Origin of the sequence: Streptomyces sp. NPDC007808 (assembly GCF_042868655.1) — a bacterium.
Classification (GTDB): domain Bacteria; phylum Actinomycetota; class Actinomycetes; order Streptomycetales; family Streptomycetaceae; genus Streptomyces.
Window position 1 is genome coordinate 1 of the sequence record NZ_JBIAEQ010000004.1, and the last position, 26,474, is coordinate 26,474.

Annotated in this window: 19 protein-coding genes, 1 tRNA gene and 1 riboswitch; of the genes, 10 read left to right on the forward strand and 10 right to left on the reverse strand. The window is 72.1% G+C overall.

Going from position 1 to position 26,474, the window contains the following annotated elements:
* Positions 1-483: 483 nt before the first annotated feature.
* Positions 484-1,032: a MarR family winged helix-turn-helix transcriptional regulator gene (locus tag ACFYNL_RS15755; protein WP_388802779.1), complete on the reverse strand. Its 549-nt coding sequence runs from the start codon at positions 1,030-1,032 to the stop codon at positions 484-486.
* Positions 1,033-1,164: 132 nt separating this feature from the next.
* Between ACFYNL_RS15755 and ACFYNL_RS15760 the strand changes: the two genes are divergently transcribed.
* Positions 1,165-2,436: an MFS transporter gene (locus tag ACFYNL_RS15760; RefSeq protein WP_388804537.1), complete on the forward strand. Its 1,272-nt coding sequence runs from the start codon at positions 1,165-1,167 to the stop codon at positions 2,434-2,436.
* A gap of 30 nt (positions 2,437-2,466) precedes the next feature.
* Here the strand turns inward: ACFYNL_RS15760 and ACFYNL_RS15765 are convergent, their stop codons facing one another.
* Both ACFYNL_RS15765 and ACFYNL_RS15770 read right to left on the reverse strand, forming a co-directional pair.
* Positions 2,467-4,131: a SpoIIE family protein phosphatase gene (locus tag ACFYNL_RS15765; RefSeq protein ID WP_388802782.1), complete on the reverse strand. Its 1,665-nt coding sequence runs from the start codon at positions 4,129-4,131 to the stop codon at positions 2,467-2,469.
* Between the two features lie 190 nt (positions 4,132-4,321).
* Positions 4,322-5,701: an NAD(P)/FAD-dependent oxidoreductase gene (locus ACFYNL_RS15770; protein WP_388802784.1), complete on the reverse strand. Its 1,380-nt coding sequence runs from the start codon at positions 5,699-5,701 to the stop codon at positions 4,322-4,324.
* Positions 5,702-6,083: 382 nt separating this feature from the next.
* Here ACFYNL_RS15770 and ACFYNL_RS15775 point away from each other — a divergent pair, with 382 nt between their 5' ends.
* Both ACFYNL_RS15775 and ACFYNL_RS15780 read left to right on the forward strand, forming a co-directional pair.
* Positions 6,084-6,866 carry a TetR/AcrR family transcriptional regulator gene (locus tag ACFYNL_RS15775; protein ID WP_388802786.1) on the forward strand — a complete coding sequence of 261 codons (783 nt, stop codon included), beginning with the start codon at positions 6,084-6,086 and terminating at the stop codon, positions 6,864-6,866.
* 532 nt (positions 6,867-7,398) lie between these two features.
* Positions 7,399-9,411 (forward strand): sigma-70 family RNA polymerase sigma factor, encoded by a 2,013-nt coding sequence (locus ACFYNL_RS15780; RefSeq protein ID WP_388802789.1) that lies wholly within the window; start codon positions 7,399-7,401, stop codon positions 9,409-9,411.
* 349 nt (positions 9,412-9,760) lie between these two features.
* Here the strand turns inward: ACFYNL_RS15780 and ACFYNL_RS15785 are convergent, their stop codons facing one another.
* On the reverse strand, positions 9,761-10,423 hold the full coding sequence (locus ACFYNL_RS15785) for a response regulator (RefSeq protein ID WP_388802792.1): 663 nt from the start codon (positions 10,421-10,423) through the stop codon (positions 9,761-9,763).
* 18 nt (positions 10,424-10,441) lie between these two features.
* Positions 10,442-11,650, reverse strand: a complete 1,209-nt coding sequence (locus ACFYNL_RS15790; protein ID WP_388804539.1) for a sensor histidine kinase — start codon at positions 11,648-11,650, stop codon at positions 10,442-10,444.
* A gap of 107 nt (positions 11,651-11,757) precedes the next feature.
* Here ACFYNL_RS15790 and ACFYNL_RS15795 point away from each other — a divergent pair, with 107 nt between their 5' ends.
* Together ACFYNL_RS15795 and ACFYNL_RS15800 are read left to right on the forward strand one after the other, a co-directional pair.
* Entirely contained in the window at positions 11,758-12,699 is a 942-nt protein-coding gene (locus ACFYNL_RS15795; RefSeq protein ID WP_388802794.1) for an ABC transporter ATP-binding protein, read from the forward strand.
* Positions 12,700-12,701: 2 nt separating this feature from the next.
* Complete coding sequence (locus tag ACFYNL_RS15800; protein WP_388802797.1) at positions 12,702-13,436, forward strand: ABC transporter permease; 735 nt, start codon at positions 12,702-12,704, stop codon at positions 13,434-13,436.
* Between the two features lie 273 nt (positions 13,437-13,709).
* Here the strand turns inward: ACFYNL_RS15800 and ACFYNL_RS15805 are convergent, their stop codons facing one another.
* Positions 13,710-15,809 (reverse strand): asparagine synthase-related protein, encoded by a 2,100-nt coding sequence (locus ACFYNL_RS15805; protein ID WP_388802800.1) that lies wholly within the window; start codon positions 15,807-15,809, stop codon positions 13,710-13,712.
* A 714-nt stretch (positions 15,810-16,523) separates the two neighbouring features.
* Between ACFYNL_RS15805 and ACFYNL_RS15810 the strand changes: the two genes are divergently transcribed.
* From ACFYNL_RS15810 to ACFYNL_RS15825, 4 genes are all read left to right on the forward strand, one after another.
* Positions 16,524-17,948, forward strand: coding sequence for an MFS transporter (locus ACFYNL_RS15810; RefSeq protein ID WP_388802802.1), 1,425 nt, complete (start codon positions 16,524-16,526; stop codon positions 17,946-17,948).
* 165 nt (positions 17,949-18,113) lie between these two features.
* The gene (gene lhgO, locus ACFYNL_RS15815) at positions 18,114-19,322 is read left to right on the forward strand and encodes an L-2-hydroxyglutarate oxidase (protein WP_388802805.1); all 1,209 of its coding nucleotides are present in this window, start codon (positions 18,114-18,116) and stop codon (positions 19,320-19,322) included.
* 82 nt (positions 19,323-19,404) lie between these two features.
* The gene (trmB, locus tag ACFYNL_RS15820; protein ID WP_388802808.1) at positions 19,405-20,259 is read left to right on the forward strand and encodes a tRNA (guanosine(46)-N7)-methyltransferase TrmB; all 855 of its coding nucleotides are present in this window, start codon (positions 19,405-19,407) and stop codon (positions 20,257-20,259) included.
* An 83-nt stretch (positions 20,260-20,342) separates the two neighbouring features.
* Entirely contained in the window at positions 20,343-21,746 is a 1,404-nt protein-coding gene (locus ACFYNL_RS15825) for a PrsW family intramembrane metalloprotease (RefSeq protein ID WP_388802811.1), read from the forward strand.
* 91 nt (positions 21,747-21,837) lie between these two features.
* Here the strand turns inward: ACFYNL_RS15825 and ACFYNL_RS15830 are convergent, their stop codons facing one another.
* From ACFYNL_RS15830 to ACFYNL_RS15845, 4 genes are all read right to left on the reverse strand, one after another.
* On the reverse strand, positions 21,838-22,782 hold the full coding sequence (locus tag ACFYNL_RS15830; RefSeq protein WP_388802814.1) for an aldo/keto reductase: 945 nt from the start codon (positions 22,780-22,782) through the stop codon (positions 21,838-21,840).
* 188 nt (positions 22,783-22,970) lie between these two features.
* Entirely contained in the window at positions 22,971-23,993 is a 1,023-nt protein-coding gene (locus tag ACFYNL_RS15835; protein WP_388802817.1) for a M23 family metallopeptidase, read from the reverse strand.
* An 11-nt stretch (positions 23,994-24,004) separates the two neighbouring features.
* Positions 24,005-24,168, reverse strand: a riboswitch (cyclic di-AMP (ydaO/yuaA leader).
* 326 nt (positions 24,169-24,494) lie between these two features.
* Positions 24,495-24,568: transfer RNA gene (locus ACFYNL_RS15840), tRNA-Met, on the reverse strand.
* Between the two features lie 75 nt (positions 24,569-24,643).
* Positions 24,644-25,777 (reverse strand): dihydrofolate reductase family protein, encoded by a 1,134-nt coding sequence (locus tag ACFYNL_RS15845; protein ID WP_388802819.1) that lies wholly within the window; start codon positions 25,775-25,777, stop codon positions 24,644-24,646.
* A gap of 115 nt (positions 25,778-25,892) precedes the next feature.
* On the opposite strand from ACFYNL_RS15845, the gene ACFYNL_RS15850 reads away from it, so the two are divergent.
* Positions 25,893-26,408: a MarR family winged helix-turn-helix transcriptional regulator gene (locus ACFYNL_RS15850; protein WP_388802822.1), complete on the forward strand. Its 516-nt coding sequence runs from the start codon at positions 25,893-25,895 to the stop codon at positions 26,406-26,408.
* The last annotated feature ends 66 nt before the right edge of the window (positions 26,409-26,474 follow it).

The window sequence follows — 26,474 nt, forward strand, 5'->3', positions numbered from 1 at the left end:
TTCTCAAGGAACGGTCGCTTCCTTCGTACTCACCCTCTCGGGCTTTCCTCCGGGCGCTTCCCTTCGGTGTTTCCGACTCTATCAGATCTTTCCGATCCGATTTCCTCGGTGCTTTCCAGGTTCCCGCTCTCGCGTTTCCCTTTCCGGCGCTTCCGACTTTATCAGATCCTTTCGGGTCTGACTCCCAGTCAGCGGGGCTTGTCTTCGCGGCTGTTGGGCCGTTCCGACGTCTCAAACCTTAGCGGATCCTCTCGGCGATTCCCAATCGGGCCGCCGAGTCCCAATTCGAATTGAATTCGGGCACGCCGAAATCAACCCCGTCGGGAGATCGTGCTGATGGTTTGGTTTGCCGCTTACGCGGCGGGAGGTGCTGTTCGCAGAACCGTTACGGCTCCGCGGCAACCCGAAGAACTCTACGGATCGAGGCGGGGGGTGTCAAGCACCCTCTGTCAAGATCTTTTGCCGTCGGCGGCAGGAGCCACGTCAGTCGAGGTCGGTGAGGCGTCCGCCGGCGTCCGGCTGGGCGTGCTCCACCCTGCGGAGCAGGCGGGTGAGGACCTCGCCGAGAGCGGTGCGCTCCTCGGGAGAGAGGTCCTGGAGCAGGTCCTCCTCGAAGACCGTCGCAAGTCTCATCGCCTCCAGCCACTTCTCGCGCCCTTCGCCGGTCAGCTCCACGATGACCCGGACACGGTTGGACTCGTCCCGTTCACGGGTCACCAGTCCTTCGGCGACCATGCGGTCGATCCGGTGGGTCATGGCGGCCGGCGTGAGGCCGAGCCGCTTGGCGAGGTCGCTCGGACCCAGGCGGTAGGGGGCGCCCGAGAGGACCAGGGCCTTGAGGACCTCCCACTCGGCGTTGCTGATGCCCAGGTCCGCGGTCTGGCGGCCGTAGGCGACGTTCATGCGCCGGTTCAGGCGGGACAGCGCCGAGACGATCTTCTCGACCTGGGGGTCGAGGTCCTGGAACTCGCGCTGGTAGGCGGCGATCTGCTCTTCGAGGGTCGGCTCGCTGAGGCCGGAGGGGTCGCCCATGGGCCGAGTATCGCATGGGCTTGCTTGGCGTTGAAGTCCTTCAGTGTGTACTGTTTAGCTTCGAAGTTTAGCTTTGAAGTCTTCACATCTATAGCGAGAGAGGTGAACGTGACCAGGGCGATGGGCGCAGCGATGCGCCGGATCCACGTGGGCAACGCACTCAGCGCGTTCGGGCTCGGTTTCACCGTCCCCTACCTGTACGTCTATGTCGCGCAGGTACGAGGGCTCGGTGCCATGACGGCGGGGCTGGTCCTCGCCGTCTTCGCCGTGGCCGCGCTGGTGGTGCTGCCGTTCGCCGGGCGGGCCATCGTCCGGCGGGGCCCGCTGCCGGTGCTGCTCGCCGCTCTGGTCACCGCCGCGCTGGGGTCGTTGAGCCTCGGGCTCGCGGGCGACGCCGTGTCCGTACTGCTGTCGGCGGCGGCGCTCGGGGCGGGGCAGGCCGTGATGCAGCCGGCGCTCGCGACGATGATCGTGGACTGCTCGCCGTCGGAGACCCGGTCGCGGGCGTTCGCGATGCAGTTCTTCCTGCAGAACCTGGGGCTCGGGGTCGGCGGCCTCATCGGCGGGCACCTCGTCGACACGTCGAGTGTCTCGTCCTTCACTGTGCTGTTCGCGATCGAGGCGGCGATGTTCCTGCTGCTGGTCGTGGTGATGTCGACCGTCCGGATGCCGCGCGCGCCCCGGATCGAGGGTGCGCCGGGCGGTGGGTCGGTGAAGGGCAGCTGGAAGCAGTTGCTCGGGAACCGGGCGATGGTCCAGCTGTGCGTGCTGGGCTTCGTGCTGTTCTTCGCCTGCTACGGGCAGTTCGAGTCGGGGCTCGCCGCGTACGGGGTCGAGGCGGCCGGGGTCTCGACATCGGCGCTCGGGACCGCGCTGGCGGCCAACACCGCGATGATCGTGGTGGCGCAGTTCGCCGTGTTGAAGTTCGTGGAGCGGCGCAGGCGGTCCCGTGTGATCGCGGCCGTGGGGCTGATCTGGGCGGTGGCCTGGGTCGCGGCCGGGTATGCGGGGCTCGGTCATGCGAGTCAGGCGATGGCCACGGCTGCTTTCGTCTCGACGTACGCGCTGTTCGGGCTGGGTGAGGCGATGCTCTCGCCGACGGTGGCTCCGCTGGTGGCCGATCTGGCGCCGGAGGGCATGGCCGGCCAGTACAACTCCGCTTTCGCCCTGGTGAAGCAGCTCGCGCTGGCTGTCGGGCCGGCGGTGGGCGGCCCGATGGGGGCGGCGCTGCACGGGCCGTACGTCGTGACGTTCTTCGGGTTCTCGCTGGCCATCACCTATCTCGCGTTGCGGTTGGGGCGGCAGCTCAGCGCCGTTCAGGACCAGCCGTCGTCGGCCAGGAGCCGGGTGGTGGCGCAGGGGACCGCGTCGCCGTCCGGGCAGGCCCGCACCACCCACGCCTGAGGCTGCCGCCGCCGCACGGCGGGCCGGCTGCTACGAGCTGCGGTTCCCGCCTCCCGGCAGGACGAACTCGCACCACACCGCCTTTCCGCCACCCGGTGTCCGGCGGCACCCCCAGGCGGAGGCGATGGTGGCGACGATGGCGATGCCCCGGCCGGATTCGTCGCCCGGTTCGGCTCTGCGGCGGCGGGGCAGGTGGTCGTCGCCGTCGGTGACCTCGATGATCAGGCGGCGGTCGGTGCGGCGCAGGCGCAGCCGCATGGGGGGTGTGCCGTGCTGGAGGGAGTTCGCCACCAGCTCGCTCGTCGCCAGGACTCCCAGGTCGTGCAGGTCCGCGGGGAAGCGCCAGCTCGTCAGGACGCCGGAGGCGAAGGCGCGGGCTCGGGGGGCGGCTTCCACGCCGCCCAGGAGTTCGAGGGCCGCGTTGCGGAACAGGTCGCTGTCGGGGCCGGTGCGGGCGGGGTGCTGGAGGACCAGGACCGCCACGTCGTCGTCGTGGTCCGCGGTGACGCCCGCGCTGCGGACCAGGCGGTCGCAGACCACCTGGGGGGTGCCGGTCGCGCCGGCCAGGGCTCGTTCGAGGGAGGCGATTCCCTCGTCGAGGTCCTCGTCCCTGCGTTCCACCAGGCCGTCGGTGTAGAGGACGGCCGTGGAGCCGGGGCTCAGGGCGATCGAACCGGACGCGTGCATCCACCCGCCGGTGCCGAGGGGCGGGCCGGTGGGTTCGTCGGCGCGTTCGACCTGTCCGTTCTCGTCGCGGACCAGGATCGGGAGGTGGCCGGCGGAGGCGTACACCAGGCGGCCCTCGTTCGGGTCGTGGATGGCGTAGACGCAGGTGGCGATCTGGTTGGCGTCGATCTCCATGGCCAGGCCGTCGAGGAGCTGCAGGATCTCGTGCGGGGGGAGGTCCAGGCGGGCGTAGGCGCGCACCGCCGTACGGAGCTGGCCCATGACCGCCGCCGCCCGTACGCCTCTGCCCATCACGTCGCCGATCACCAGGGCCGTGCGGCCGCCGCCGAGGGTGATCACGTCGTACCAGTCGCCGCCGACCGCGGCCTCCGTGCCGCCCGGGTGGTAGGTCGCGGCGATGCGCAGGTCGTCCGGTTGTTCGAGCTCCTGGGGGAGGAGCGAGCGCTGGAGGGTGACGGCTGTTTCGCGCTGGCGGCGTTCGCTGGCGCGCAGGCGTTCGGCGGCCTCCGCGTGGTCGGTGACGTCGGTGGCGAAGACGAGGACACCGCCGTCGCCCTCCGTCACGGGGGTGCAGGTGAAGGTGTAGGAGCGGCCGCCGGGGGCCTTGCGGGACTTGAGGGTCCGGGGCCTGCCGCTGCGCAGGACCTGATCGAGGAGGGGGAGCAGGCCCAGTTCGGCCAGTTCCGGGAGGGACTCGCGCGCGGGTTCACCCGGGAGGCGTACACCGAAGGCCGTCACATAGGCGTCGTTGACGTACGCCAGGCGGTGGTCGGTGCCGTGGACGAGGGCGACCAGCGACGGGATGCGGTCCAGGACCTCGCGGACCGGCAGCTCGTCCAGGGCGGGGACGGGCCGGGAGTCGTCCGTGAGGTGTTCGGCACGGGCGGCGGGGACGGCGCCCGGGCTCTCTCCCCGGCGGTCCTGGGCGACCGCCGCCGCGGGTTCGGTCCGCGCTGCGGCGCGGCGCTGCGTTCCGGGGAGCCGGGCGCTCCAGCGCGTGAAGTTCACGAATCCTTGCCTCGTGTCGTCGTCTTCGGCCAGCTCCGGACCGGGCCGGGGGTCTGCGGGGCGGCACCCCGGGGTTGCAGCACTGTGGGTCGTCCAGGGTCGGGATCGGTTCGGGGTCAGTCTGGCAGTGCGGCCGACCTGGCCGACACCCGTCAGACGCCTGCCCGGTCGGTGGAGTTCCTGGGTCCGGTCAGGACGACCCCTTCGGGTCGCCTTCCGGCTTGTGGGGATGTTTTCCACCGGCCGCGAGTTCGAACTCCGCTCGGGGATGTTCGAGTGAACCGAGGGAGACGACTTCCCTCTTGAAGAGTCCCGACAGCGTCCATTCGGCCAGGACGCGGGCCTTGCGGTTGAAGGTCGGCACCCTGCTGAGGTGGTAGACGCGGTGCATGAACCAGGCAGGGTAGCCCTTGAGCTTGCGCCCGTAGACCTGTGCGACGCCCTTGTGGAACCCGAGGGAGGCGACCGAACCCGCGTACGAGTACGCGTACGTCTCCAGGGGCTCGCCGCGCAGGGAGTGGACGATGTTGTCGCCGAGCACCTTCGCCTGGCGCAGGGCGTGCTGGGCGTTGGGGGCGCACTGCGCGCCGGGCTCGCCGGCGGTGACGTCGGGGACGGACGCGGCGTCTCCGGCGGCCCACGCGTGCGTGGTGCCCTCGACGGCCAGCTCGGGGGTGCACCTCAGTCGGCCGCGGTCGTTGCGGGGCAGGTCGGTCGCGGCGAGGATCGGGTGGGGTCTGACGCCGGCCGTCCAGACGACCGTACGGGTCGGGAAGCGGGCGCCGTCGCTGAGGACGGCCACGCGGTCCGCGCAGGAGTCGAGGCGGGTGCCCAGGCGTACGTCGATGTTGCGGCGGCGCAGTTCGGTGACGGTGTAGCGGCCCAGGTCCGTGCCGACCTCGGGCAGGATGCGGTCCGATGCCTCGACGAGGACCCACTTCATGTCCTCGGGCCGGACGTTGTGGTAGTACCGCGTGGCGTACCGGGCCATGTCCTCCAGCTCGCCGAGTGCCTCCACGCCCGCGTAGCCGCCTCCGACGAAGACGAAGGTGAGGGCCGCGTCGCGGATCGCGGGGTCGCGGGTGGAGGAGGCGATGTCCATCTGCTCGATTACGTGGTTGCGCAGGCCGATGGCCTCTTCGACGGTCTTGAAGCCGATGCCGTGGTCGGCGAGGCCGGGGATGGGCAGGGTGCGCGAGACGGAACCGGGGGCGAGCACGAGTTCGTCGTACGACAGCTGCTCGGTGCCCGTGCCCTCCTCCTCGGTGGCGAGGGTGGTGAGGGTCGCGGTGCGCTGTGCGTGGTCGATGACGGTGGCCTCGCCGATGATGATCCGGCAGCCGGGCAGGACGCGGCGCAGCGGTACGACGACGTGACGTGGGGAGATGGACCCGGCGGCCGCCTCGGGGAGGAACGGTTGGTACGTCATGTACGGGTCGGGGGTGACCACCGTGATCTCGGCCTCGCCCCGCGCGAGTTCCTGTCTGAGTCTCCGTGTCAGACGCAGGGCCGTGTACATCCCGACGTAGCCGCCGCCGACAACGAGAATGCGCGCACGTTCCTTCACCATCCCATGACGCACCCGACGCTTGCGTTTGTCCACAGGCTCGACAATTTGTGTGACCGGGGGCCGGTGCTGCCGCGATTTGGCCGAAATGCCGGAGTGCAGGGAAAGTCCGCAGGTCAAGGGGTGTGCGCCGGGGGATCGCGGGTGGCGCAATCTGGGCGTAAACGACCCGTACTCCGATGGAGGGGAGCTCTGTGCGGAACCTGCCCCTTCTGAATTGACCCCCTCTCAACTATGTTCGTGTGTCGACGGGGTGTAGGGGGATGCGCTCTTCGAGTCCGCGAGTCACACAGGGCGAACTCGTTGTCCGGGCTTGTTCCGCGACGCTCCGGCTTGCAATGACGGGGAGTCTCCGGGGGGAGACGTCATTACCGGGGGATCGCTTATGCATGTTCAGGATTCTCGTTGGTCCACCGCGTCCGCCATCGCACCGGGCGGCGGAGCGGTGAGCGGCACGATAGGCGCGGCTGCGGGCCACGGACGCGGGGACAACTCGCGTACGACGCCGCTGCGCGTGGACGCACAGCGCAATCTGGAGCACGTGCTGCGTGCGGCGCGCGAGGTCTTCGGCGAGCTGGGATACGGCGCGCCGATGGAGGACGTGGCGCGGCGCGCGCGGGTCGGCGTCGGGACGGTGTACCGGCGTTTCCCGAGCAAGGACGTCCTGGTGCGGCGGATAGCCGAGGAGGAGACCTCCCGGCTGACCGACCAGGCGCGGGCGGCGCTCGGCCAGGAGGACGAGCCGTGGTCGGCGCTGTCGCGCTTCCTGCGCACGTCGGTGGCCTCGGGCGCCGGTCGGCTGCTGCCGCCGCAGGTGCTGCGGGTCGGGGTCGCCGAGGACGGTGCCGCACTCGACGAGGCCCGGGTGCCTCAGCAGCGGATGCAGCCGGGCGCCGGTGAGCTGCGTCTGGTGCCCGAGCCGCCCGCGGTGGTGACGGCGAACCCGGTGGACGACGCGGGGGCGGCGGCGCTGCTCGACGTGGTGGGCCAGCTCGTGGAGCGGGCCCGTGCGGCGGGCGAGCTGCGGGCCGACGTGTCGGTGTCGGACGTCCTGCTGGTGATCGCCACGGCGGCGCCCTCGCTGCCGGACGCGGCGCAGCAGGCGGCGGCGTCGGCGCGGTTGCTGGACATCCTGCTGGAAGGGCTGCGGTCGCGGCCCCAGGCGTGAGTCGGCGGGCGGTCGTGAGCGTGCCGGAGTGACCCAGAGGCGGGGCGGGCCCTGCGCCGTCCTCGCCTCGCACACCGCGGCGGGCACGACCGGGCGATGCGGCCGCCTGACTCGACTCCCTTCGAGGCAGGGCCGCTTGAGCCCAGCCCGTACCGGCGCGGGCAGGTCCTGTCCGCGAAATCCTGTCGTCCGCCCGGAGGGTGGGCGGCGCGGGGTCCGGTGCGTGCTCTGGGGCTGCCCCCGGTCCGAGGCTGCGGGAGTGCCGGGCGGAAGCACTCGTACCGGTGGTACGTGACCCTTTCGGGCGGTTCGGCGAGAGGGCGCCTCCCCCGCCCGTCAAGCAGCGGAGAGTGTGCCAGGCGCCGCGGGGCGGGCGGGACTTCACGGACTTGGCCCGGTACTGCCGGGGTGCCCGGCGGGAAGGCCCCACGGACGGGTGGATGTCCGTACGCATGGATCGGGACCCGAAGCCCATGTGGCACCCTGACCCGGTGGCCTGGACTGGTGGAGCTGGCGGCAGGGGCTTTCCGCGATGAGTGTTGACGGGCGGGACGAGTCGCACGGTGACGATGACTCGTCGACTCCGCAGGTGCCGAGTCAGGGCGGACGAGCGGACCTGCCGCCGGGCGGCGGTGCCGCGGAGGGCCGCACACGAGGACACGCGCAGGGGCGCGCCGGGGGCGGTGTCCCGGCCCAGCGCGACCGGCGTGAGGACAGCGCGCTGCCGTCGCCACGCCGGCTGCCTCCCTCGGACGCCGACCTGGTCGGGCGGATGCGTTCCGGCGACGACACCGCGTACGAGGAGCTGTACCTCAGGCACGCGGAGGCGGTCCGCCGCTACGCGCGCACCTGCTGCCGTGACGCCCACACCGCCGACGACCTCACGGCCGAGGTCTTCGCCCGTATGCTCCAGGCGGTACGCGGCGGCTCCGGTCCCGAGCACGCCGTACGCCCGTATCTGCTGACCTCGATCCGGCGTGCCGCGGCCGATTGGACACGGTCGGCGCGGCGTGAGCAACTCGTCGACGACTTCGCGGTGTTCGCCGCGCAGTCGGCGCGCGCCCGCGATGTCCCGGACGACGACACCGTCGACCTGGGCGCGGACGTGCGGGCGATGCACGAGGCCGAACGGTCCCTGGCGATGCGGGCCTTCCGGTCGTTGCCGGAGCGCTGGCAGGCGGTGCTGTGGCACACCGAGGTCGAGGACGAGTCCCCCAGCGAGGTCGCCACGCTGTTCGGGCTCGACGCCAACGGCACGCGCGTGCTCGCCAGCCGCGCCCGCGAGGGACTCAAGCAGGCCTACCTCCAGGCCCATGTCAGCGCAAGCCTCGCCGGTGACGAGGGGTGCGCCCGCTACGCCGACCGGCTCGGCGCCTACGCCCGGGGCAGCCTGCGTGCCCGTGCCGAGCGGGGGCTGCGCAAGCACCTGGAGGAGTGCGCCAGGTGTCGGCTGGCCGCGGGCCAGATCAAGGAAGTCGCCGGCGGCATCCCCGCCGTCGTGCCGGTCGCGGTCATCGGCTGGTTCGGCGCCGCCGGGTACGCCAAGGCGGCCGGGCTCATCGCCGGTGGTGCCGGAGCGGGCGCGGCCGGTGCCGCGGGAGCGGCCTCGTCGGGCGGCTCGTCGGGCGGGGCCGGGGCGTCAGGCGGGGCCGGGGCGACCGGCGGTGGTTCGTCCGGTGGAGCGAGCAGCGGCGCTGTGGCCTCCGAGGGGCTCGGCGCGCCGTTGAAGGCCGGGATCGCGGCCGGAGTGGTCGCCGTGGGCGTGGCCGCGGCGATCGTGCTCGGGCTGGCCGGCGGCGACACACCTGCCGGCCGGGAGGACGCCAAGCAGCCCTCCGTGCCGACTCCCGTCGTCGAGGACACCCCGCCGGCCGGACCGCCGACGACACCGACACCGGCACCGACGCCCAGGGCACCGAAGCCGTCGGCGAAGGAACCCGATCCGCGCCCCCCGGCGATCGCCCCCGCCGTCGGGCCGAAGCCGACGCCCACACCGACACCGACCGGAACCCCGTCACCCACGCCCCGTCCGAAGCCTCCGGCCACACCGGCGCCGACCCCCACACCGACGCCGCCCCCGCCCCCCGCGCCTGCTCCCCCGCCCGCCCCTGCCGTCTACCAGTGGAGCGAGCTGTCGTACGACATCGCGGGCGACGGCGGCGCGCCGGAGATGCGGATCGGCCAGAGCAGTTGGGTGTGGCAGCGGTACGGCGGCGTGTCGATCGCCGGCAAGCGGTACACGCACGGCGTCACCGTGCACGGCCGGTCCTCCGTCACCATCGACCTCAACCGGGAGTGCTCCACCTACGAGGCGCTGGTCGGCGTCGACGACTCGGCCCTGGGGCTCGGCGCGTTCTCCTTCTCCGTCCACGCCGACGGCGTCCGGCTGTGGCGGTCCGGGCCGCTCAAGGGCGGGGACCCGGCGGTGCCGGTCCATGTGAACCTCGCCGGGCGCGAGACGGTACGGCTGGTGGTGGAGCCGCGCAGCACGGTCGACACCCTGCTCCTCGCGGACTGGGCGGAGTCGAAGTTCAGCTGCGTGTGAGGAGGCTGGTCGCGTCGCGTGGTGGGCGGGTGGCCGGGACAGTCGGGCGCGGCCGGGACCGGGACAGGCGGGCCGCGGCCGGGACGGGGTACGGGGCGCGGCCGGCAGGCGCCAGTCGCGGCACCACGTAGGGGTGTGAGGTGAGGTACCGCCCAGTCCCGCACCATCAAGGCCGGCGGCCCCCGCCAGGGCCTGCGCCCGCTGCGCGACCCGGACGCGCCAGAACTGCACGAGGAAGACGACGGCACCTCGGACTGACGGACAGGGCCGACCTCGTCGGTGGCTCGATCGGCGTCCGCCCCGACGAGCAGGACGAGGCCCGATACCGTCGCCGATCGCCGCCCGATCCTCAGCCTGGGGAGACGAAACCGGACTCGTATGCCGCGATGACCGCCTGAGTGCGGTCCCGTGCGCCAAGTTTCGCCAGTACGGCGCTGACGTGCGACTTGACGGTCTCGGTCCCCACCACCAGACGCGCGGCGATCTCCGCGTTCGACAGGCCTTGTGCCATGAGACGAAGCACCTCCCCCTCGCGCTCGGTCAGTGCGGCACGTTCCATGGCGGTCCGGGCCGCGGTACTGCCGTGGTCCCGGCCGTAGGAGGAAGCCAGCTGCCGTACCGCTGCCGGGAACAGCAGGGAGTCGCCCTCGGCCACCAGCCGTACGGCGTGCACGATCTCGGCCGGCCGTGCCCGCTTCAGCAGGAAGCCGTCGGCGCCCGCGCGCAGCGCCCCGTACACGTACTCGTCGTTCTCGAAGGTCGTCACCACCACGATCTTCGGCGGGTCCGGCACGGTGCGCAGCACCGTCCGCGTGGCCTCGATGCCGTCCATCAGTGGCATGCGTACGTCCATGACGATGACGCCGGGGCGCAGTTGCCGTACCAAGGGGATCACGGCGGCGCCGTCGGCGGCCTCGCCCACCACTTCGATGTCCGGCTGAGCCTCCAGCACGGCGCGCAGTCCGGCCCGTACGAGCGGCTCGTCGTCAACCAGGAGAACGGTGAGCGGCATCCGGTCAGCCTAGATCAACTACAGCGGCAGATCGACGCGCAGCAACCAGTGGCCGCCGTGCTGTCCCGCCCGGGCCTCGCCCCCAAGAAGCGCGGCACGCTCACGGATCCCTCGCAGCCCTCTGCCACCGCCCGTGCCGGCCATCGGCGCCGGGTCGGGCAATGGATTGCGTACCTCAAGCCGCAGCCGCGCTGCCTCGGCGGTGATGCGCACACCGATACGGACGGGGCCCGCGTGCCGCAGCACGTTGGTGAGGGCTTCCTGAAGCATCCGGTAGGCCTCGCGGGAGACCGGCCCCGGAAGGTGCTCCAACGGCCCGGTCACTTCGGCGTCGACCTGCGCACCCGAGGACCGCGCGGAATCCAGCAGACGGCCCGCCTCGTCGAGAGCCGGACGTGCGCCAGCCGGCTGTCCTGTGTCGCGCAGAACGAGCAGGACGCGGTCCAGGTCCTCCAACGCGGCCCGTCCCGTTTCCTCGATTGCCTCCAGTGCCCGGTCGGTGAAATCCGGGTCGCTTGCCGCCCGGGCGGCACCGGCCTGCACCACGGCCAAGGTCAGCGCGTGGCCCAGCGTGTCGTGCAACTCCCGTGCGATTTCGTTGCGTTCCAGCAGCTGCTCGGTGCGCTTCTCCAATTCGGTCAGCCGCTCCTTGACCGACGGCCCGAGCAGCCGGCGAGCAGCCTGGGCCATGAGAGCCCCCGCACCAGCGGCCACCATGACCAGCACCAGCACGGGCACCGGTGCCAGCAGGACATGTCCCCAGCCCGCACCCGCATCGTTCAGCAGTGGGTCGCCGAGGCCGGGCTCCCCGGCGGCCCCGGCAAGGGACAGCGCGAGCGTCAGCAAGGTGTTGGTCACCAGTGCGAGGGCGAGCCCTGCTTCCAGACGCAGGACCAGCCAAACACCGGTTCTCGCCCGGTCGGTCCACGAAGCGGAGAAAGCGGTGGAGACACCAGGGTCCTCGTCGTTCTTCACGCGTGCGTGCGGCCCGGGAAACAGCATCAGCCGCGCCTGCAACCCCTCAGCATGACGGACTGAGGGCACCATGCCGACGGCTATGGCCAGGGGGATGGGAAGGACCGCGACCAGCCCCCAGTCGTGCGGTGACGGGTTGCTCAATCCCGGATAGACCATGGCGCAGGCGAACGGCACGATCGCGCCCACCAGCATGTGCAGCCAGCGGGTGTAGGTCACCGCACGTGTCAGCGGCAGGAGGAGGCCCGGCATGCCGACATCGTGGCAGAGCAGCATGCGCCGCCGACTCCCCCGTGCGAGGGAGACGCTCCCCTCGGGCGGGGGATGCCTGCCCGCGCCTGCCCGACCACGCTGAGGCCATGACCAGCATCGACGTCAAAGAACTGACCAAGGAGTACGGCGGCACCCGGGCCCTCGACCGTCTGACGTGCAGCATCGAGCCGGGTCGGGTCACCGGGTTTCTCGGGCCCAACGGCGCCGGAAAGTCCACCACCATGCGACTCGTCCTGGGCCTCGACCGCCCCACCTCCGGAACCGCCACGGTGGGCGGCCACTCCTACGCGACGCTGCGCGAGCCCCTGCGCGCAGTCGGCGCCCTCCTGGACGCGCAGGCCGCCCACGGTTCCCGCAGTGCCCGGGACCATCTGCGCTTCCTCGCCGTCAGCAACGGCCTCCCGGCACGCCGGGTATGCGAGGTCCTTCAGAACACCGGTCTCACCGCGGTCGCACACCGCCGTATCAGAACCTTCTCGCTCGGCATGCGTCAGCGGCTCGGCATCGCCGCCGCGCTCCTCGGGGATCCACCCGTCCTCATGCTGGACGAGCCCACCAACGGCCTCGACCCGGAAGGAATCATCTGGATCCGCCACTTGCTGCGCCGGCTCGCCCGCGAAGGCCGCACGGTCCTGGTCTCCAGCCACCTGATGAACGAGACCGCAGCTTTCGCCGACCATCTCGTCGTCCTCGGCAAGGGCCGACTCCTCGCCGACATCCCGACCCAGGACTTCATCGAACAGCACAGCCACCCGCGCGTACGCGTACGCACCAGTGACCCCATCCGACTGCGGGCCGTACTGCTGGCCCAGGGGCACACGGTCGCGCAAGAGGCCGACGGCCGATGGGTGGTCGACGGCGCCACAGCCGAACAGATCGGAGCCGCCGCAGCACGCGAGGGCGTCCCCGTCCTCGAACTCACCGACGTACGCGCATCCCTGGAGCAGGCCTACCTCTCTCTCACGGCCGCCGAGGCGGAATTCACCGCCGTGGCCCCCGCGTCCCCGACCAGCCCACAGGAGGCCTGACCATGTCCGTCACCGCGGTGCTCCACTCCGAGTGGATCAAAATCAGGTCAGTCCGGGCGAGCTTCGGATCACTCCTCGCGGTCTTCTCAGCCACGCTCGCCATCACCCTGCTCGTCTTCGCCACCGTGGGCCGCGCAGAGGTGGAAGACGGCGGGGATCCCGTCTTCGGAGCCTTCTACGCGATCAACTTCGCGCAGATCGCCGCGATCGCCTTCGGGGCCACCGCCGTCTCCTCCGAGTACACGGGCGGTGCCCTTCGGATCTCCCTGTCGGCGGTGCCACGCCGGGGTCTCTTCTACGCGGCCAAGACGGCAGTCGTGGCCACCGCCGCCCTCGTCGTAGGACTCGCCACCGCGTTCACCACCTTCTTCGCGGGCCAGGCGTTCCTGGGGAAGTACGCCATCGGCCTCGGTGAGCCCGGAGCCCTGCGGGCCTGCATCGGCGGGGGGATCTACCTCGCTCTGATGGCCTTGTTCGCTACGGGACTCACTTTCCTCCTGCGCAGCGCCGTCGCGGTGCTCAGCCTGCTCATCCCCTTCATTCTGATCGTGTCCTTCGTGGTCGGAGACATCGCCGAGGGCGCCTCCGCATACCTTCCCGACCGCGCTGGGCAACAAGTCCTGCACCAGGACCCGGCAGGAGGACTTGGCCCTTGGGCAGGTCTCGCCGTGACCGCCCTGTGGGCGGCGGCCGCGCTTGTGGCCGGCTGGTGGGCAATGCACCGACGTGATGCCTGACAACGCGGTAACCGGTGGTCGCCCCGAGCCGGGGGCGGCGCCATGAGCAGGCACACGAGCGGTCGGATCTCGGCTTCGCCGTCCGGGCGCGAACATGCAGGCAACGGCTCTCAATACCTCACGTACTCCCACCCGACGTACGAGACGCACCCGACCGGCAGACCACCGAAGCAGGCGCACGGGCCGACAGGCACCCGCCACCACAGCACACCCGAGACACAGTGCGGCCACCCCCGACGCCAACCGGAGCAGGCGGGAGCTGTCACACGCCCCCTACGCCCGCCGCGCCGCGGCCCCCGCCCCCAACGCCCCCCGCTGCGGCATGATCCCCGCCGGTACCGCCCGTTGGCGTGCCGGGGTGCCCGTCCAGCAGGTGCCCCGGCGGGCGAGCAGGCGGCGCAGCCAGAGTTCGAGGGAGACCAGGTCGGCCAGGCCGTCCAGGGGCAGGGGCTCGCCCTCGGCCGCCGCGCGCAGGGCCTTGCGGACGACGCGGGCTTCCACCAGGCCCGCCTGGGCGAGCAGCGGGGTGCCGAAGAGGGACATCAGCGGGTCGGCGGCCACCCGCATGCCGGTACGCGCCGCCACCGCCGACGACCCGTGCGACGGGGCACCCCAGCCGACGGGGAGGTCGGCCACTCCGGCGCCCTCCAGGACCGTACGGAGAATCGCGGCGCGGGCGCCGGGCTGGACGCGCAGGGCCTCCGGGAGGGTCCGGCAGGCGCGCACGACCTGGTTGTCGAGGAACGGGGCGTGCAGGCGCTGGAAGCGGATCTCCGCGGCCTGTTCGAGGACGCGCAGGTCCGCCGCGTGCCGGGCGAGGGCCGCACGCGCGCGGTAGTCGCCGGGGCGCTGGCCCGGGCCGACCCCGTTGCGGTGCGTGGCCGCCTGCAGGCGAACCGATACTTCGGCCAGTGCCTCCCCGGTCAGCCAGCGGGCCGCCGGCCCCGGTCTGGCCCAGGTGAGCGCGGCGAGCGAGGCCCCCACGGCGCCTCCGGGCTCGTCGAAGCGGCGGTGCATGAGGCGGTCGGCCAGAGAGTCCAGGCCCGTCCGGTACGGGGTGCGGGCGAGTTTGCGTGCCGCGCCGTACACGCGTGCGGGGACCAGCACCGAGCCGTCCGCCTTCGCCAGCGCCGCGACCGGGCGGACGAGATGCCGTCGCTTGCGGTCCATCAACAGGTCCGCGAGGCGGGCCGGGTGGGCGTCCAGGACCTGGCGGGCGCCGTATCCGGTGAAGTGGTCCGCGCTGCCGGACGCCAGGCGTGCCCGGTGCCGCGCCGCCGTCACCAGACTCGGGCCGGGCTCGTCCGTGAGCGGACCCTCCAGGTCGGCGTACGGCAGTGTCTCCTCGCCGCCCGCCACCACCACGTGGTGCAGGCGCGGGTTGGCCGCGAGGGCGCCCGCCCGCTCCAGCTCGGCTTCCCGGCCGCCGACCGCGAGGTCGTTGAAGGTGACCGCGAGGAGGCGTTCCCCCGCGCCCGTGCCGTGGCCCAGGACGGTGCCCGGCATGCCGGGGAGGCCGGCGGCCAGCAGCGCCAGCGTCGCCGAGGCGGGGCCGCCGGACAGGTCGGCGCCGATGCCCGGCACCGGCATCCCGCGGGCCGCGCGCCGCTCGGCGGGGCCCATCCCCGGCACCGGGCCCGGGTCTATGTCGGCGCCGGGAACATGGCGGGGCGCGGACAGCCGGGTGCGCACCGCCTCCACGAGGGCGTCGCGCACGGCGTCCACCGCGCTGTCCGGGTCCGTCGTCGGGGCGGCCACGGCGAGCGAGGCGACCGGCTCGTACCCGGCGATCTCACGGGCCCCGGTGCGCAGGATCAGCGCATGCCCCGGCGGAATGCGCCGCACGCCGTCGTACGGGGTGGAGTCGTGCAGGGCCGCCGGTACGTCGGGGGCGGCGAGCAGCGCGGCGAGGTGGCCGAAGTCGAGGTTGGCCTCGATGAGGTCGGCGAGCGGGAGCGCGGCCGTCGCGTACGCCGTGCCCCCCGCCCAGGGGGTGTAGAACACCGGCCGCGCGCCCGCCAGATCGCCGCACACCGTGATCCGGCGGCCGACCTGGACGACGGCCGTGTAACTGCCGGGCCACGCCGTCAGGTGTCGCAGCGCCCCGCCGCGCGCGGCGAACAGCCCGACCCGCAGTTGTTCGTCGCTCGCCCCGCAGGTTCCCAGCACCGCGATCCGGGTCTGCGCGTCGGCCTTCACCACGCGCACCTCGTCGGGGCGCCAGTCGCCGACCGCCCACAGCGGGTCGGGGTCGCCCCACAACAGCTGCGACCCCACCGGGTGCAGGGTCTCGCCCTCGCTGCCGGTGGCCCCCGCGGAACCGATCCCGGCGGCCACCGCGGCGGTGCTGCTCCACCCCACCAACCACCGCATCGCCGCCTCCACAGGCTGTGGACAACCAGTGCACCGTACGAACCGGTTCACCATGCTGCCATGAAGGACGCCTGCCGGAGCGGCGACGGAGCCGCTCGAACTCCCCCAATTGCGCCCGCGCGGGCGCCCCCGTGACGATCGTGCGGGGTTCGAACTCCCGGGCGGACCAGGAGGTTCGCGCGCCACCTGCGATGCGAATGCGCCCCCGATACGCTCCCCGAGAACGCCCTTCGCGCCCTCAAGTTCCGTGGTGGGAGCGGTAATCACCCCGTGGAGGCGGGGTCGATTTTCGGCCAAATCGGCGCTGCGGCGCCGGGTGCGTGCACACACCGTGCAACTTCCGCGCGCTACTCGCCGTGCTCACCGACGCGCGCAGTCCGGGGAACGCGGCACGCCCCCCGGACCGTTCCGCCGCCCGCGGGGATGAAGGCGGCGGAATCCCCCAGCCCACTGGATCCAGTACAGCGGGCCGACCCACGCATGAGCCATGGAACCGCTCCCCCGATGGCCGGAGAAGAGCGCACGGACGGGCGCACGGCCACACAGCGGGAGCACGTCACAACTGTGCGTGCAGGGTGCGCACTTGAGTGCGGACCACAATCCCGCCATCCGGAACAATGCCCCTTAACGCTTGGGATGCGGCGAACTACGCTGGGTTTACGAATGCCGCGTGGTTATGCCAGCGCGGCAGCCGTCTGTGTCGAGGGGTGGCGCATGTCCAGGGAGCAACGCGGGCCGAACGAAAAACTCGGCGCCGTTCTCGCCCTCGCGGGAATCAGCAACGCAGGCCTCGCGCGGCGCGTCAATGATCTTGGCGCTCAGCGGGGACTGACACTTCGCTACGACAAGACGTCGGTGGCGCGCTGGGTGTCGAAGGGCATGGTGCCGCAGGGTGCCGCGCCTCACCTCATCGCCGCGGCCATCGGCCAGAAGCTGGGCCGCCCGGTGCCGCTCCACGAGATCGGCCTGGCGGACGCGGACCCCGCCCCCGAAGTGGGCCTCGCCTTCCCCCGGGACGTCGGGCAGGCGGTGAAGTCGGCGACGGAGCTCTACCGTCTCGACCTCGCCGGACGCCGCGCCGGCTCCGGCGGCATATGGCAGTCGCTGGCCGGATCATTCGCGGTGAGCGCATACGCAACGCCTGCCTCACGGTGGCTGATAACCCCGGCCGACAGTTCGGTGGCGCGCGAGGTGAGCCCGTCCGAGAGCTCCGGCGCACCGCTCAAAGTCGGCCACAGCGATGTGCAGAAGCTGCGGGAGGCCGCCGAGGACGCCAGGCGCTGGGACTCCAAGTACGGAGGCGGCGACTGGCGTTCGTCCATGGTGCCCGAGTGCTTACGCGTGGAGGCGGCTCCGCTGCTGCTCGGCTCCTACTCCGACGAGGTGGGCCGGGCGCTGTTCGGCGCCTCCGCCGAACTCACGCGCCTCGCCGGGTGGATGGCCTTCGACACCGGGCAGCAGGAGGCCGCGCAGCGGTACTACATCCAGGCCCTGCGGCTCGCCCGCGCGGCGGCCGACGTGCCCCTCGGCGGGTACGTGCTGGCGTCGATGTCGCTCCAGGCGACCTACCGGGGCTTCGGCGACGAGGGCGTCGACCTCGCGCAGGCGGCCCTGGAACGCAACCGGAGCCTGGCCACGGCCCGCACCATGAGCTTCTTCCGCCTCGTCGAGGCACGCGCGCATGCGCGTGCGGGGGACGCGCAGGCGGCCGGAGCCGCGCTGAAGGCGGCGGAGGGCTGGCTGGAGCGGTCACGGGAGGGCGACAACGACCCGTCGTGGCTCGGGTTCTACTCCTACGACCGGTTCTGCGCGGACGCCGCCGAGTGCTACCGGGACCTGAAGGCGCCGCGGCAGGTACGACGGTTCACCGAGCAGGCGCTGTCGAAGCCGACGGAGGACTTCGTGCGCTCGCACGGGCTGCGGCTCGTCGTCTCGGCGGTCGCCGAGCTGGAGTCGGGCAACCTCGATGCCGCGTGCGAGCAGGGCGTGCGGGCGGTGGAGGTCGCGGGGCGCATATCGTCCGCGCGTACCACCGAGTACGTGAAGGACCTGCTGCACCGACTGGAGCCGTACGGCGACGAGCCGAGGGTCGTCGAGCTGCGCGAGCGGGCGAGGCCGCTGCTCATGACCCCGGCATGACCACCTCGCCCCGGGACCGGCGGCTCGCGCGTCCGAGCCGCCGGTGCCTGTGCTGCGCCGAAGACCCACCCGATGTGCGACCCGGGCCGCGCCGGGGGCGCCCCACCGTGGTTTGAGGGCGTTGTCAGTGGCGCAGTGCATTATCGAACCCGGGAGGTGGAGCAGGTGCGGGCGATCGCTTACGACTGTGACGTGCTCGTGATCGGCGGTGGGATCGTCGGGCTGGCCACGGCGTACGCGATCACACGTGCCGCGCCGGGCACGAAGGTGACCGTGCTGGAGAAGGAGCCGGGTCCGGCCCGGCATCAGACGGGACGCAACAGCGGGGTCATCCACAGCGGGGTCTACTACCGGCCGGGATCACTGAAGGCGCGGTACGCGGTGCGGGGCGCCGCCGAGATGGTCAAGTTCTGCGCGGAGTACGGCATCGCGCATGCCGTCACCGGCAAGCTGATCGTCGCGACCGAGCGGGAGGAGCTGCCGAGGCTGCACGCCCTGGTGCAGCGCGGCCGGGAGAACGGCATTCCGGTACGTGAGCTGGGCGCCGCGCAGATCGCGGAGTACGAGCCGGAGGTGCGGGGGCTCGCCGCGATACACGTCGGGACGACGGGGGTGTGCGACTTCGTCGGGGTCGCCCGGCAGCTGGCCGAGGCGTCGGGTGCGGAGATCCGGTACGGCGCGCAGGTCGAGCGGGTCGACCGGCGGGCGGAGCTGGGGGTCGCCGTGCGGACCTCGCGCGGGGACGTCGTGCGGGGGCGGGTGCTGGTGAACTGCGCCGGGCTGTACTGCGACGAGGTGGCCCGGATGACAGGGGACGAGCCGGAGGCGCGGATCGTGCCGTTCCGGGGGGAGTACTACGAGCTGGCGCGGCCCGAGCTGGTGCGGGGGCTGGTGTATCCGGTGCCGGACCCGGCGTTCCCGTTCCTCGGGGTGCACCTGACACGCGGGATCGACGGCGGTGTGCACATCGGACCCAACGCGGTGCCGGCGCTGGCCCGGGAGGGATACAGCTGGGGGATCGTCCGGCCGCGGGAGGTCGGGGCGACGGTGGCCTGGCCCGGGGTGTGGCGGATGGCGCGGCAGCACTGGCGGTACGGGGCCGGGGAGCTGCGGCGGTCGGTGTCGCGGGCGGCGTTCACGCAGGCGGTGCGGAGGTTGCTGCCCGCGGTGACCTCCGACGACCTGGTGCCCGTGGCGGCGGGGGTGCGGGCGCAGGCGGTGCTGCGGGACGGGACGCTCGTGGACGACTTCCTGATACGGGAGGGGGCCAGGGCCGTGCACGTGCTGAACGCACCGAGTCCCGCGGCGACCGCGTCCCTGCCGATCGGGCGGGAGGTCGCCCGGCGGGCGTTGGCGGTGCTGGAAGGGGCGTGAGCCGGGTGGGCTGGGTGCCGGCGCCGGAGGGGGGCCGTCGCCGGACGCCGACCGGTGACGGCGACGTAAAATCGACCGCACTGTGTCTGACTCCCTCAACGCCCCCGAAGCCTCCCGGCCCGGCACGACCTCCGATCTGCCCGGCGGCCCCGGCGAGCACCCCGACCACACCCCCGGTGTCTCCGTCCGGCACACCCGGGCCAAAGGCGAGCCCCGGTTCCCGGACGGGCCCAGAGCCGATCCGGCCGGGTCGCACTTCGAGCGGCGTATCCGCAGTTTCCAGCCGCGGCGCAGCCGGGTGACCGCAGGGCAGGCGGACGCCTTGCAGCGGCTGTGGCCCAAGTGGGGACTCGACATCGACGGACAGCGCGTCGTCGATCTCGGTGAGCTGTTCGGGAACGGCAACCCGGTCGTCCTGGAGATCGGCTTCGGAATGGGGGAGGCCACCGCCCAGATGGCCGCCGCGGATCCGGACACCAACGTCCTCGCGGTCGACGTGCACACCCCGGGGCAGGGGAATCTGCTCAATCTCGCCGACCGCAACGGACTGTCCAATCTCCGGGTCGGCAACGGCGACGCGATCATCCTGCTGCGCGAGATGCTCGCCCCCGACTCCCTCGACGGGCTGCGCGTCTACTTCCCCGACCCCTGGCCCAAGAAGCGCCACCACAAGCGCCGCCTCATCCAGCCGGAGTTCCTCAGCCTCGCCGCGACCCGGCTGAAGCCCGGTGCCCTCGTGCACTGCGCCACCGACTGGGAGCCGTACGCCGAACAGATGCTCGACGTCCTGACGGCGCATCCCGACTTCGAGAACACCCAGGCGGACGGCGGTTTCGCGCCCCGTCCCGAGTTCCGGCCGCTGACCCGTTTCGAGGGGCAGGGACTGGACAAGGGTCATGTGGTGAACGACCTGCTCTTCCGCCGCGTACAGCGGTAGGAGCAGCACCGACAGCACCCCCACCGGCGCCGGGCCCCTCGCGCTGCTGCGGGCGGTGCCCCTGTCTCGTTAGGGTCGATGCCGTGGCCACCTGTCCCCCGTACCCGACGCATCCCACCGGCCCCGCCGGCCCCGGCGACGGCGCGCTGCGGCATGCGCACTGGTGGCAGAAGCGATGGGTGCGTTACGGCGCGCTCAGCACCCTGCTCGCGCTGTCCGGGCTGGTCATCCTCGCCCTGGTGCGGGAGCAGACGGGCACCGAAGGCTTCCTGGTCGGGCTGGGGCTCGCCGTGCTGCCCGTGCCGCTGCTGGTCGCGTCCTTCCGCTGGCTGGACCGGGTCGAGCCGGGCCCGTGGCGCAACCTGGTGTTCTCCTTCGCCTGGGGCGCCTGTGCGGCGGCGCTGATAGCGATCATCGCCAACAGCTTCGCGACCCAGTGGATAGCGACCGCGACGGCCGACCCGTCGCACGCGGACACCCTCGGCGCGACCGTCATAGCGCCCGTCGTGGAGGAGACCGCCAAGGCCGCGGCTCTCCTGCTGGTGTTCCTCTTCCGCAGACAGGACTTCACCGGGATCGTCGACGGCGTGGTGATAGCCGGCGTCACGGCCACCGGATTCGCCTTCACCGAGAACATCCTCTACCTCGGCACCGCCTTCGGCACCGACCAGCTCACCGGCGACAGCGGCATCGCCTCCGTCACGGCGGCCACCTTCTTCGTCCGCATCATCATGTCGCCCTTCGCCCATCCGCTCTTCACCGTCCTGTGCGGCATCGGCTTCGGCGCAGCCGCCCTGTCGGGCGAGCGGCAGCACGCCCGGCGCGTCCTCCTTCCCCTCCTCGGGCTTCTGCTCGCCATGGGCATGCACGCCATGTGGAACGGCTCGTCCTCCTTCGGCGAGTACGGGTTCTTCGCCGTGTACGCGGCCTTCATGGTCCCCGCCTTCGGGCTGCTCACATGGATGGTGATCTGGACCCGGCAGCGCGAGCTGCGGACCGTGCGCGAGGAGTTGCCCGCCTACGTCGTCGCCGGGTGGCTGTCCCCCGGCGAGCCGTTCGTGCTCGGCTCGATGCGCGCGCGGCGGGTGGCCCGGCAGTACGCGCGCGGCCGTGGCGGACGGGTCGCGGCGCGGGAGGTGGCGCGGTACGAGGCGTACGCCACGTCGCTGGCGTTCCTGCGCCACCGGGGGCGCCGCGGTCGGGCCGGCGCCGACTTCGTCGGACGGGAACGGGAGTTGCTGCGGGAGCTGTGGCGCCGGCGGGAGATCGCACGGCCGGCGCTGGAGCACGCGGCCGCCACCGCGCAGCCCTGGCCGGGGCACGGGTACGGGTACGGGGCGTCGGCCCCGGCACCTTGGCAGCCGTACGGCCAGGCTCCCGGAGCGGTCCAGCGGCCGGCGTACGGGCCGGTGTACGGGGGGCCGGCGCACGATCCGGCGTACGGGCCGGTGGCGCCGTACCCCGTGAACAACCCGTACCGGACGTGACCGGGAGGGGGGCCGGCTGAGAAGACGCCGGCCCCGCCCCCTTCCCCCTCCCCGACCCCGGTCCTGATCCCGGCCCTCGCCGCCGCGCGAGTCAGGCGGACGCCGCCGTCAACCGAGCCAGCTCCTCCTCCGTCAGCCTCAGCTCGGCCACCCCGAGCAGCGCCGGGAGCTGCTCCACCGTCCGGGCCGAGGCGATCGGGGCCGTGACCGTCGGCCGGGCCGCGAGCCAGGCGAGGGCCGCCGTGGCCACCGGCACCTCGTGGGCGCGGGCGATGCCGTCCAGGGCGTCGAGCACCCGGCGTCCCCGCTCGGTCTCCAGGTGCTTGGCGGCGCCTGCGGCACGGGCGCTCCCCACCGTCGTACCGGCGCGGTATTTGCCGGTGAGGAACCCCGAGGCCAGGGCGGAGTACGGGACCGCCCCCAAGCCCTCATGCTCGGCGAGATCCCGCAGTTCGCCCTCGTAGGTGTCCCGGGAGACCAGGTTGTAGTGGGGCTGCAGGGCCACGTACCGGGCGAGGCCCTCGCTGTCGGAGAAGTCCAGGGACGCCTTCAGCCGCTCGGCGGAGATGTTGGACGCGGCGATGTGCCGGACCTTGCCCGCCTTCACCAGGTCGTCCAGGGCGCCGATGATCTCCTCGACCGGCACTTCGGGCTTGTCGAAATGGGTGTAGTACAGGTCGATGTGATCGGTGCCGAGGCGGCGCAGGGAGGCGTCGGCGGCGGCCTTGATGGTGGCCGCGCTCAGGCCCTGGAAGTCGGGGTGCTGGCTGACCTTGGTGGCGATCACGACGTCGTCCCGGTTGCCGCGCGCCTTCAGCCAGGAGCCGATGATGGTCTCGGACTCGCCGCCCCCGTTGCCCTGGACCCACGCGGAGTAGGAGTCGGCGGTGTCGACGAAGTTGCCGCCCGCCGCCGCGTAGGCGTCGAGCACGGCGAAGGACTGGGCCTCGTCGGCCGTCCAGCCGAAGACGTTGCCGCCGAGGCAGAGCGGGAAGACCCGCAGGTCGGTGGAGCCGAGTGTGCGCAGAGAGGTCATGCTTCACCTCAACCGCCACGAGGAAGTGGACCATTCCGGGGCGGCGGCGACGTTGCCGTGGACCCGGCCCTCGCGGCCGGTCCCGCACCGGCGCACGGACCGGCGGCCCTGACGTCGGGGGGTCGTCGTCAGGGCCGCCGGGGATGAGTCGTGGGGTGTCCCAAGTACCGCCTCGCGGCGGCCGGGTGTCAGACCGTCAGGCCCTTCCCGCGCAGCCAGGCCATCGGGTCGATGCCGCTCCCGCTGCCGTCGGGGTGGACCTCCAGGTGGAGGTGGGCGCCGGTCACATTGCCGGTGGCGCCCACACGGCCGATGACGTCGCCCGTGTTGACCTTCTGGCCGACGCTCACGCTGATCGAGGACTGGTGGGCGTACCAGATCTCGGTGCCGTCCTCCAGGGTGAGGACCGTCTTGTAGCCGTAGGAACCGTCCCAGCCGGCGAAGGTGATGGTGCCGGTGTGCACCGCCTTGATCAGGGTGCCGGAGGGGGCGGCGAAGTCGAGGCCCGTGTGGTAGCCGGACGACCAGTAGGCGCCGGCCTGACCGAAGGTCGAGGTGACGGTGTACGAGGAGGTCGGCAGCGCGTACTGCTTGGCCAGCTCGGCGAGGCGCTCGGCCTCGGCCTTCTTGCGAGCCTCCTCCTCGGCCGCGGCCTTCGCGGCGGCGGCCTTGGCCTCGGCCTCCTTCTCCGCCTTGGCGGCCGCGGCGGCGGCTTCCTTCTCGGCGGCAGCGACCGCTTCGGCGGCTGCCTTGCTCTCGATCTGGTCCTGCTGCTGCTCGACCTGGGCGATGATCCGGGCCCGCAGCGCCTCACCGGCGTCGCCGGTGCCCTGGGTGGTCTCCTCGGTGGTCGCGCCCATGGTGCTCAGCGCGGTGCCGGTGTCGACGGCCGGGGAGTCGTCGTCGGAGATGAGGGGCAGGTCCGGCATGGTGATGGCGACCGGCGGCTTGCCCGTCTGCGCGGTGGCCATGCCGCCCGCGCCGACGGCGGCTATGACGCCGACGCCGAGAACCGTGGAGCTGCGGGCGAGTCCCCCGCCGCGCTGCTTGGCGACGCGATGCCTGCCTCGTACGGGGCGAATGGACTCCGCGGTGGGGTTCCACTCCTCGAACGGGCCCTCGTCAGTGCGGTAGCGGTCGTAGCCGAAGGTGTCGTCGGTGCGCTGACTCGGCACGAACGGGGCTTGCGTAGCAGGCCTGTTGGACGCCACGTGGGCGTACTCCTTTCCTTCCTTCTCGCCTACCGGGTTAGCTGACGGGTTCGGAGCAGGAAGGTCTCCTACGCGCGTATACCGGCCGTGAGTCCACGGCGGCTTCAGCGCGATTCACCCCAGGGTGGTGGTTCCCCGGTTCCCGTACGGGTACAGGATTCGGCGCGTGCGCACGGAGCCGCCTCTTGTGACGGCTGGGACGACCGCGCTGCGTTATCGAACGTTAATAGACGCGGGGTACGGATTCCAAGCTGTTCTACTTGATCGTTAACGAATTTCGGGCGGACTTACGGGTCATGAGCCCCCTAAAACGGGCGAGTTGACCAGGACTCTGCAGTCACACAGGTACTGACGGTGTGTCAGTTGTTATGCGGAGGGCGGTCACCCGGTCACCGTTGGTGACAACGCGCAAGAGTCGTCACGGCGGCGAAAGCGGAGAAAAAGTCGGCCCCGAACACACTCAGGGCCGGAACTGAATCAGTTCCGGCCCTGAGCCATCAGTAGCGGGGACAGGATTTGAACCTGCGACCTCTGGGTTATGAGCCCAGCGAGCTACCGAGCTGCTCCACCCCGCGGCGATGACTCCATAGTACGCCATCCGCGGGACCCGACGCACACGGCTTTCCGGCGGCAGGCTCCCACCGGCCTTTTCACGGCAGCAGGTGCCCGTTCGGCGCCTTGGCCCGCGCCTCGAACTCGGGCAGGACCACGACGTCCACCCCCCGCTCCGCCAGCGCCCCGCTTCCGTCGGCCCCGACCACGAAGGTGTCCGGCTCCCGCCAGGCCGTCACCACCCGCCGCACCCCCGCGTCGAGGATCAGCCGCGCGCAGGGCAGCGGGCGGGACGCCCGTCGCGTGCACGGCTCCAGGCTGGTGTACACCGTCGCGTCCGCCAGTCTCGGATCGCCGGCGTCGATCTTCGCGAGGGCCGCCTCCTCCGCATGCACCACCGGGTCGCCGGCCTCCCTGGAGTGGCCGCGCGCCAGCTCGGTCCCGTCGGCGGCCACCACCACGGCCCCCACGCTGAAGGCCGTGCGCGACGGCGGGCACTGCGCCGCGAGGTCGCACGCGAGCGCCAGCCAGTGCCGGTCCGCGGCGGCGGGCAGCGTGCCGACGCCGGGCGCCGTCGGCTCGTAGCGCATCAGCACGACGTCCTCGATCCGACGGGTCTCCAGCAGCCGCAGCCGCCCGCCCTGGTACCCGCCCGGCCCGAACAGCCGTGGCGCCTGCGGGTCGCCCACGAACAACGGCGCCAGCACCAGCTGCACCTCGTCGGCCAGCCCCTGCTGGAGCAGCTGGGTGTGGATGAGGCCGCCGCCCTCCACCATCAGCCGCTCGACGCCGCGCACCTCGCGCAGGTGCGTCAGCAGGTCCCGCCAGTCCAGCTCCGCGCCCAGCGCGACCACGTCCGCCGCGACCGGGGCCCGCCGCAGCCGCTCGGCGCCCTTCTCCGTCGTGTAGACGATCTTCTCGCCGCCCGTGTGCCAGAAGTTCGCCGTCGGATCCAGCTCTCCGGAGGCGCTGACCGTGACCTTCAGCGGATACTCCGGCTTGCCCGCCGCCACCCGCGCGGCCCGTCGCTCGGCCGAGTTCACCAGCAGCCGCGGATTGTCCGCCCGGATGGTGCCGGCGCCGACGAGGATCGCGTCCACGGAGGCCCGCACCTCGTCGACCCGGTCGAAGTCGGCCGGGCCGGACAGGAGCAGCCGCTCGGCCGTGGTGTCGTCGAGGTACCCGTCCAGTGAGACGGCGGCGGACAGCAGGACGTAGGGGTACGAGGGCATCGGCGCGCTCTCCGCTCGGCGGTCTCGGTCTTGGTTCACGTGCTTGGTTCACGTGCTTGGTTCAACTCTTGGTTCAACTCTTGGTTCAAGTTTGAAACAAACCTACACTGGGGGCATGACGACTCGCTGGCTCACTCCCGAGGAGCAGCGCGCCTGGCGCGCGTACATCGCCGCCGCCGCGCTCGTGGAGGACGCGCTGGACCGGCAACTCCAGCAGGAAGCCGGCATGCCCCACCTGTATTACTCCATCCTCGCCACCCTGTCCGAGGCGCCGGAGCGCCGGCTGCGCATGACCGACCTCGCGGAACGGCTGAAGATCACCCGCAGCCGGCTGACGTACGCCGTCTCCCGGCTGGAGAAGGACGGGCTGGTGCGGCGCGAGGACTGCGGCTGGGACAAGCGCGGCAGCATCGCGGCACTCACCGAACAGGGCATGCGAACGCTGGAGCAGGCGGCACCCGGCCATGTGGAGACCGTACGGTCGCTGCTCTTCGACCGGCTGACACCGGCGCAGGTCGGACAGCTGGAGGAGATCTTCACGGCGATCGGCGCGGGCTTCCACGGGGACGGCGCGCACGCCACCGCGGACGAGGTGCCCTGGCGGCGGCGCTCCGGCAGGTCGTGCTCCTGAGGCGTTCGCCGCGCCCGTGACGTAGGCGACAAACCGATCGCCTTCCATTGCTTCAAATTTAAAGCA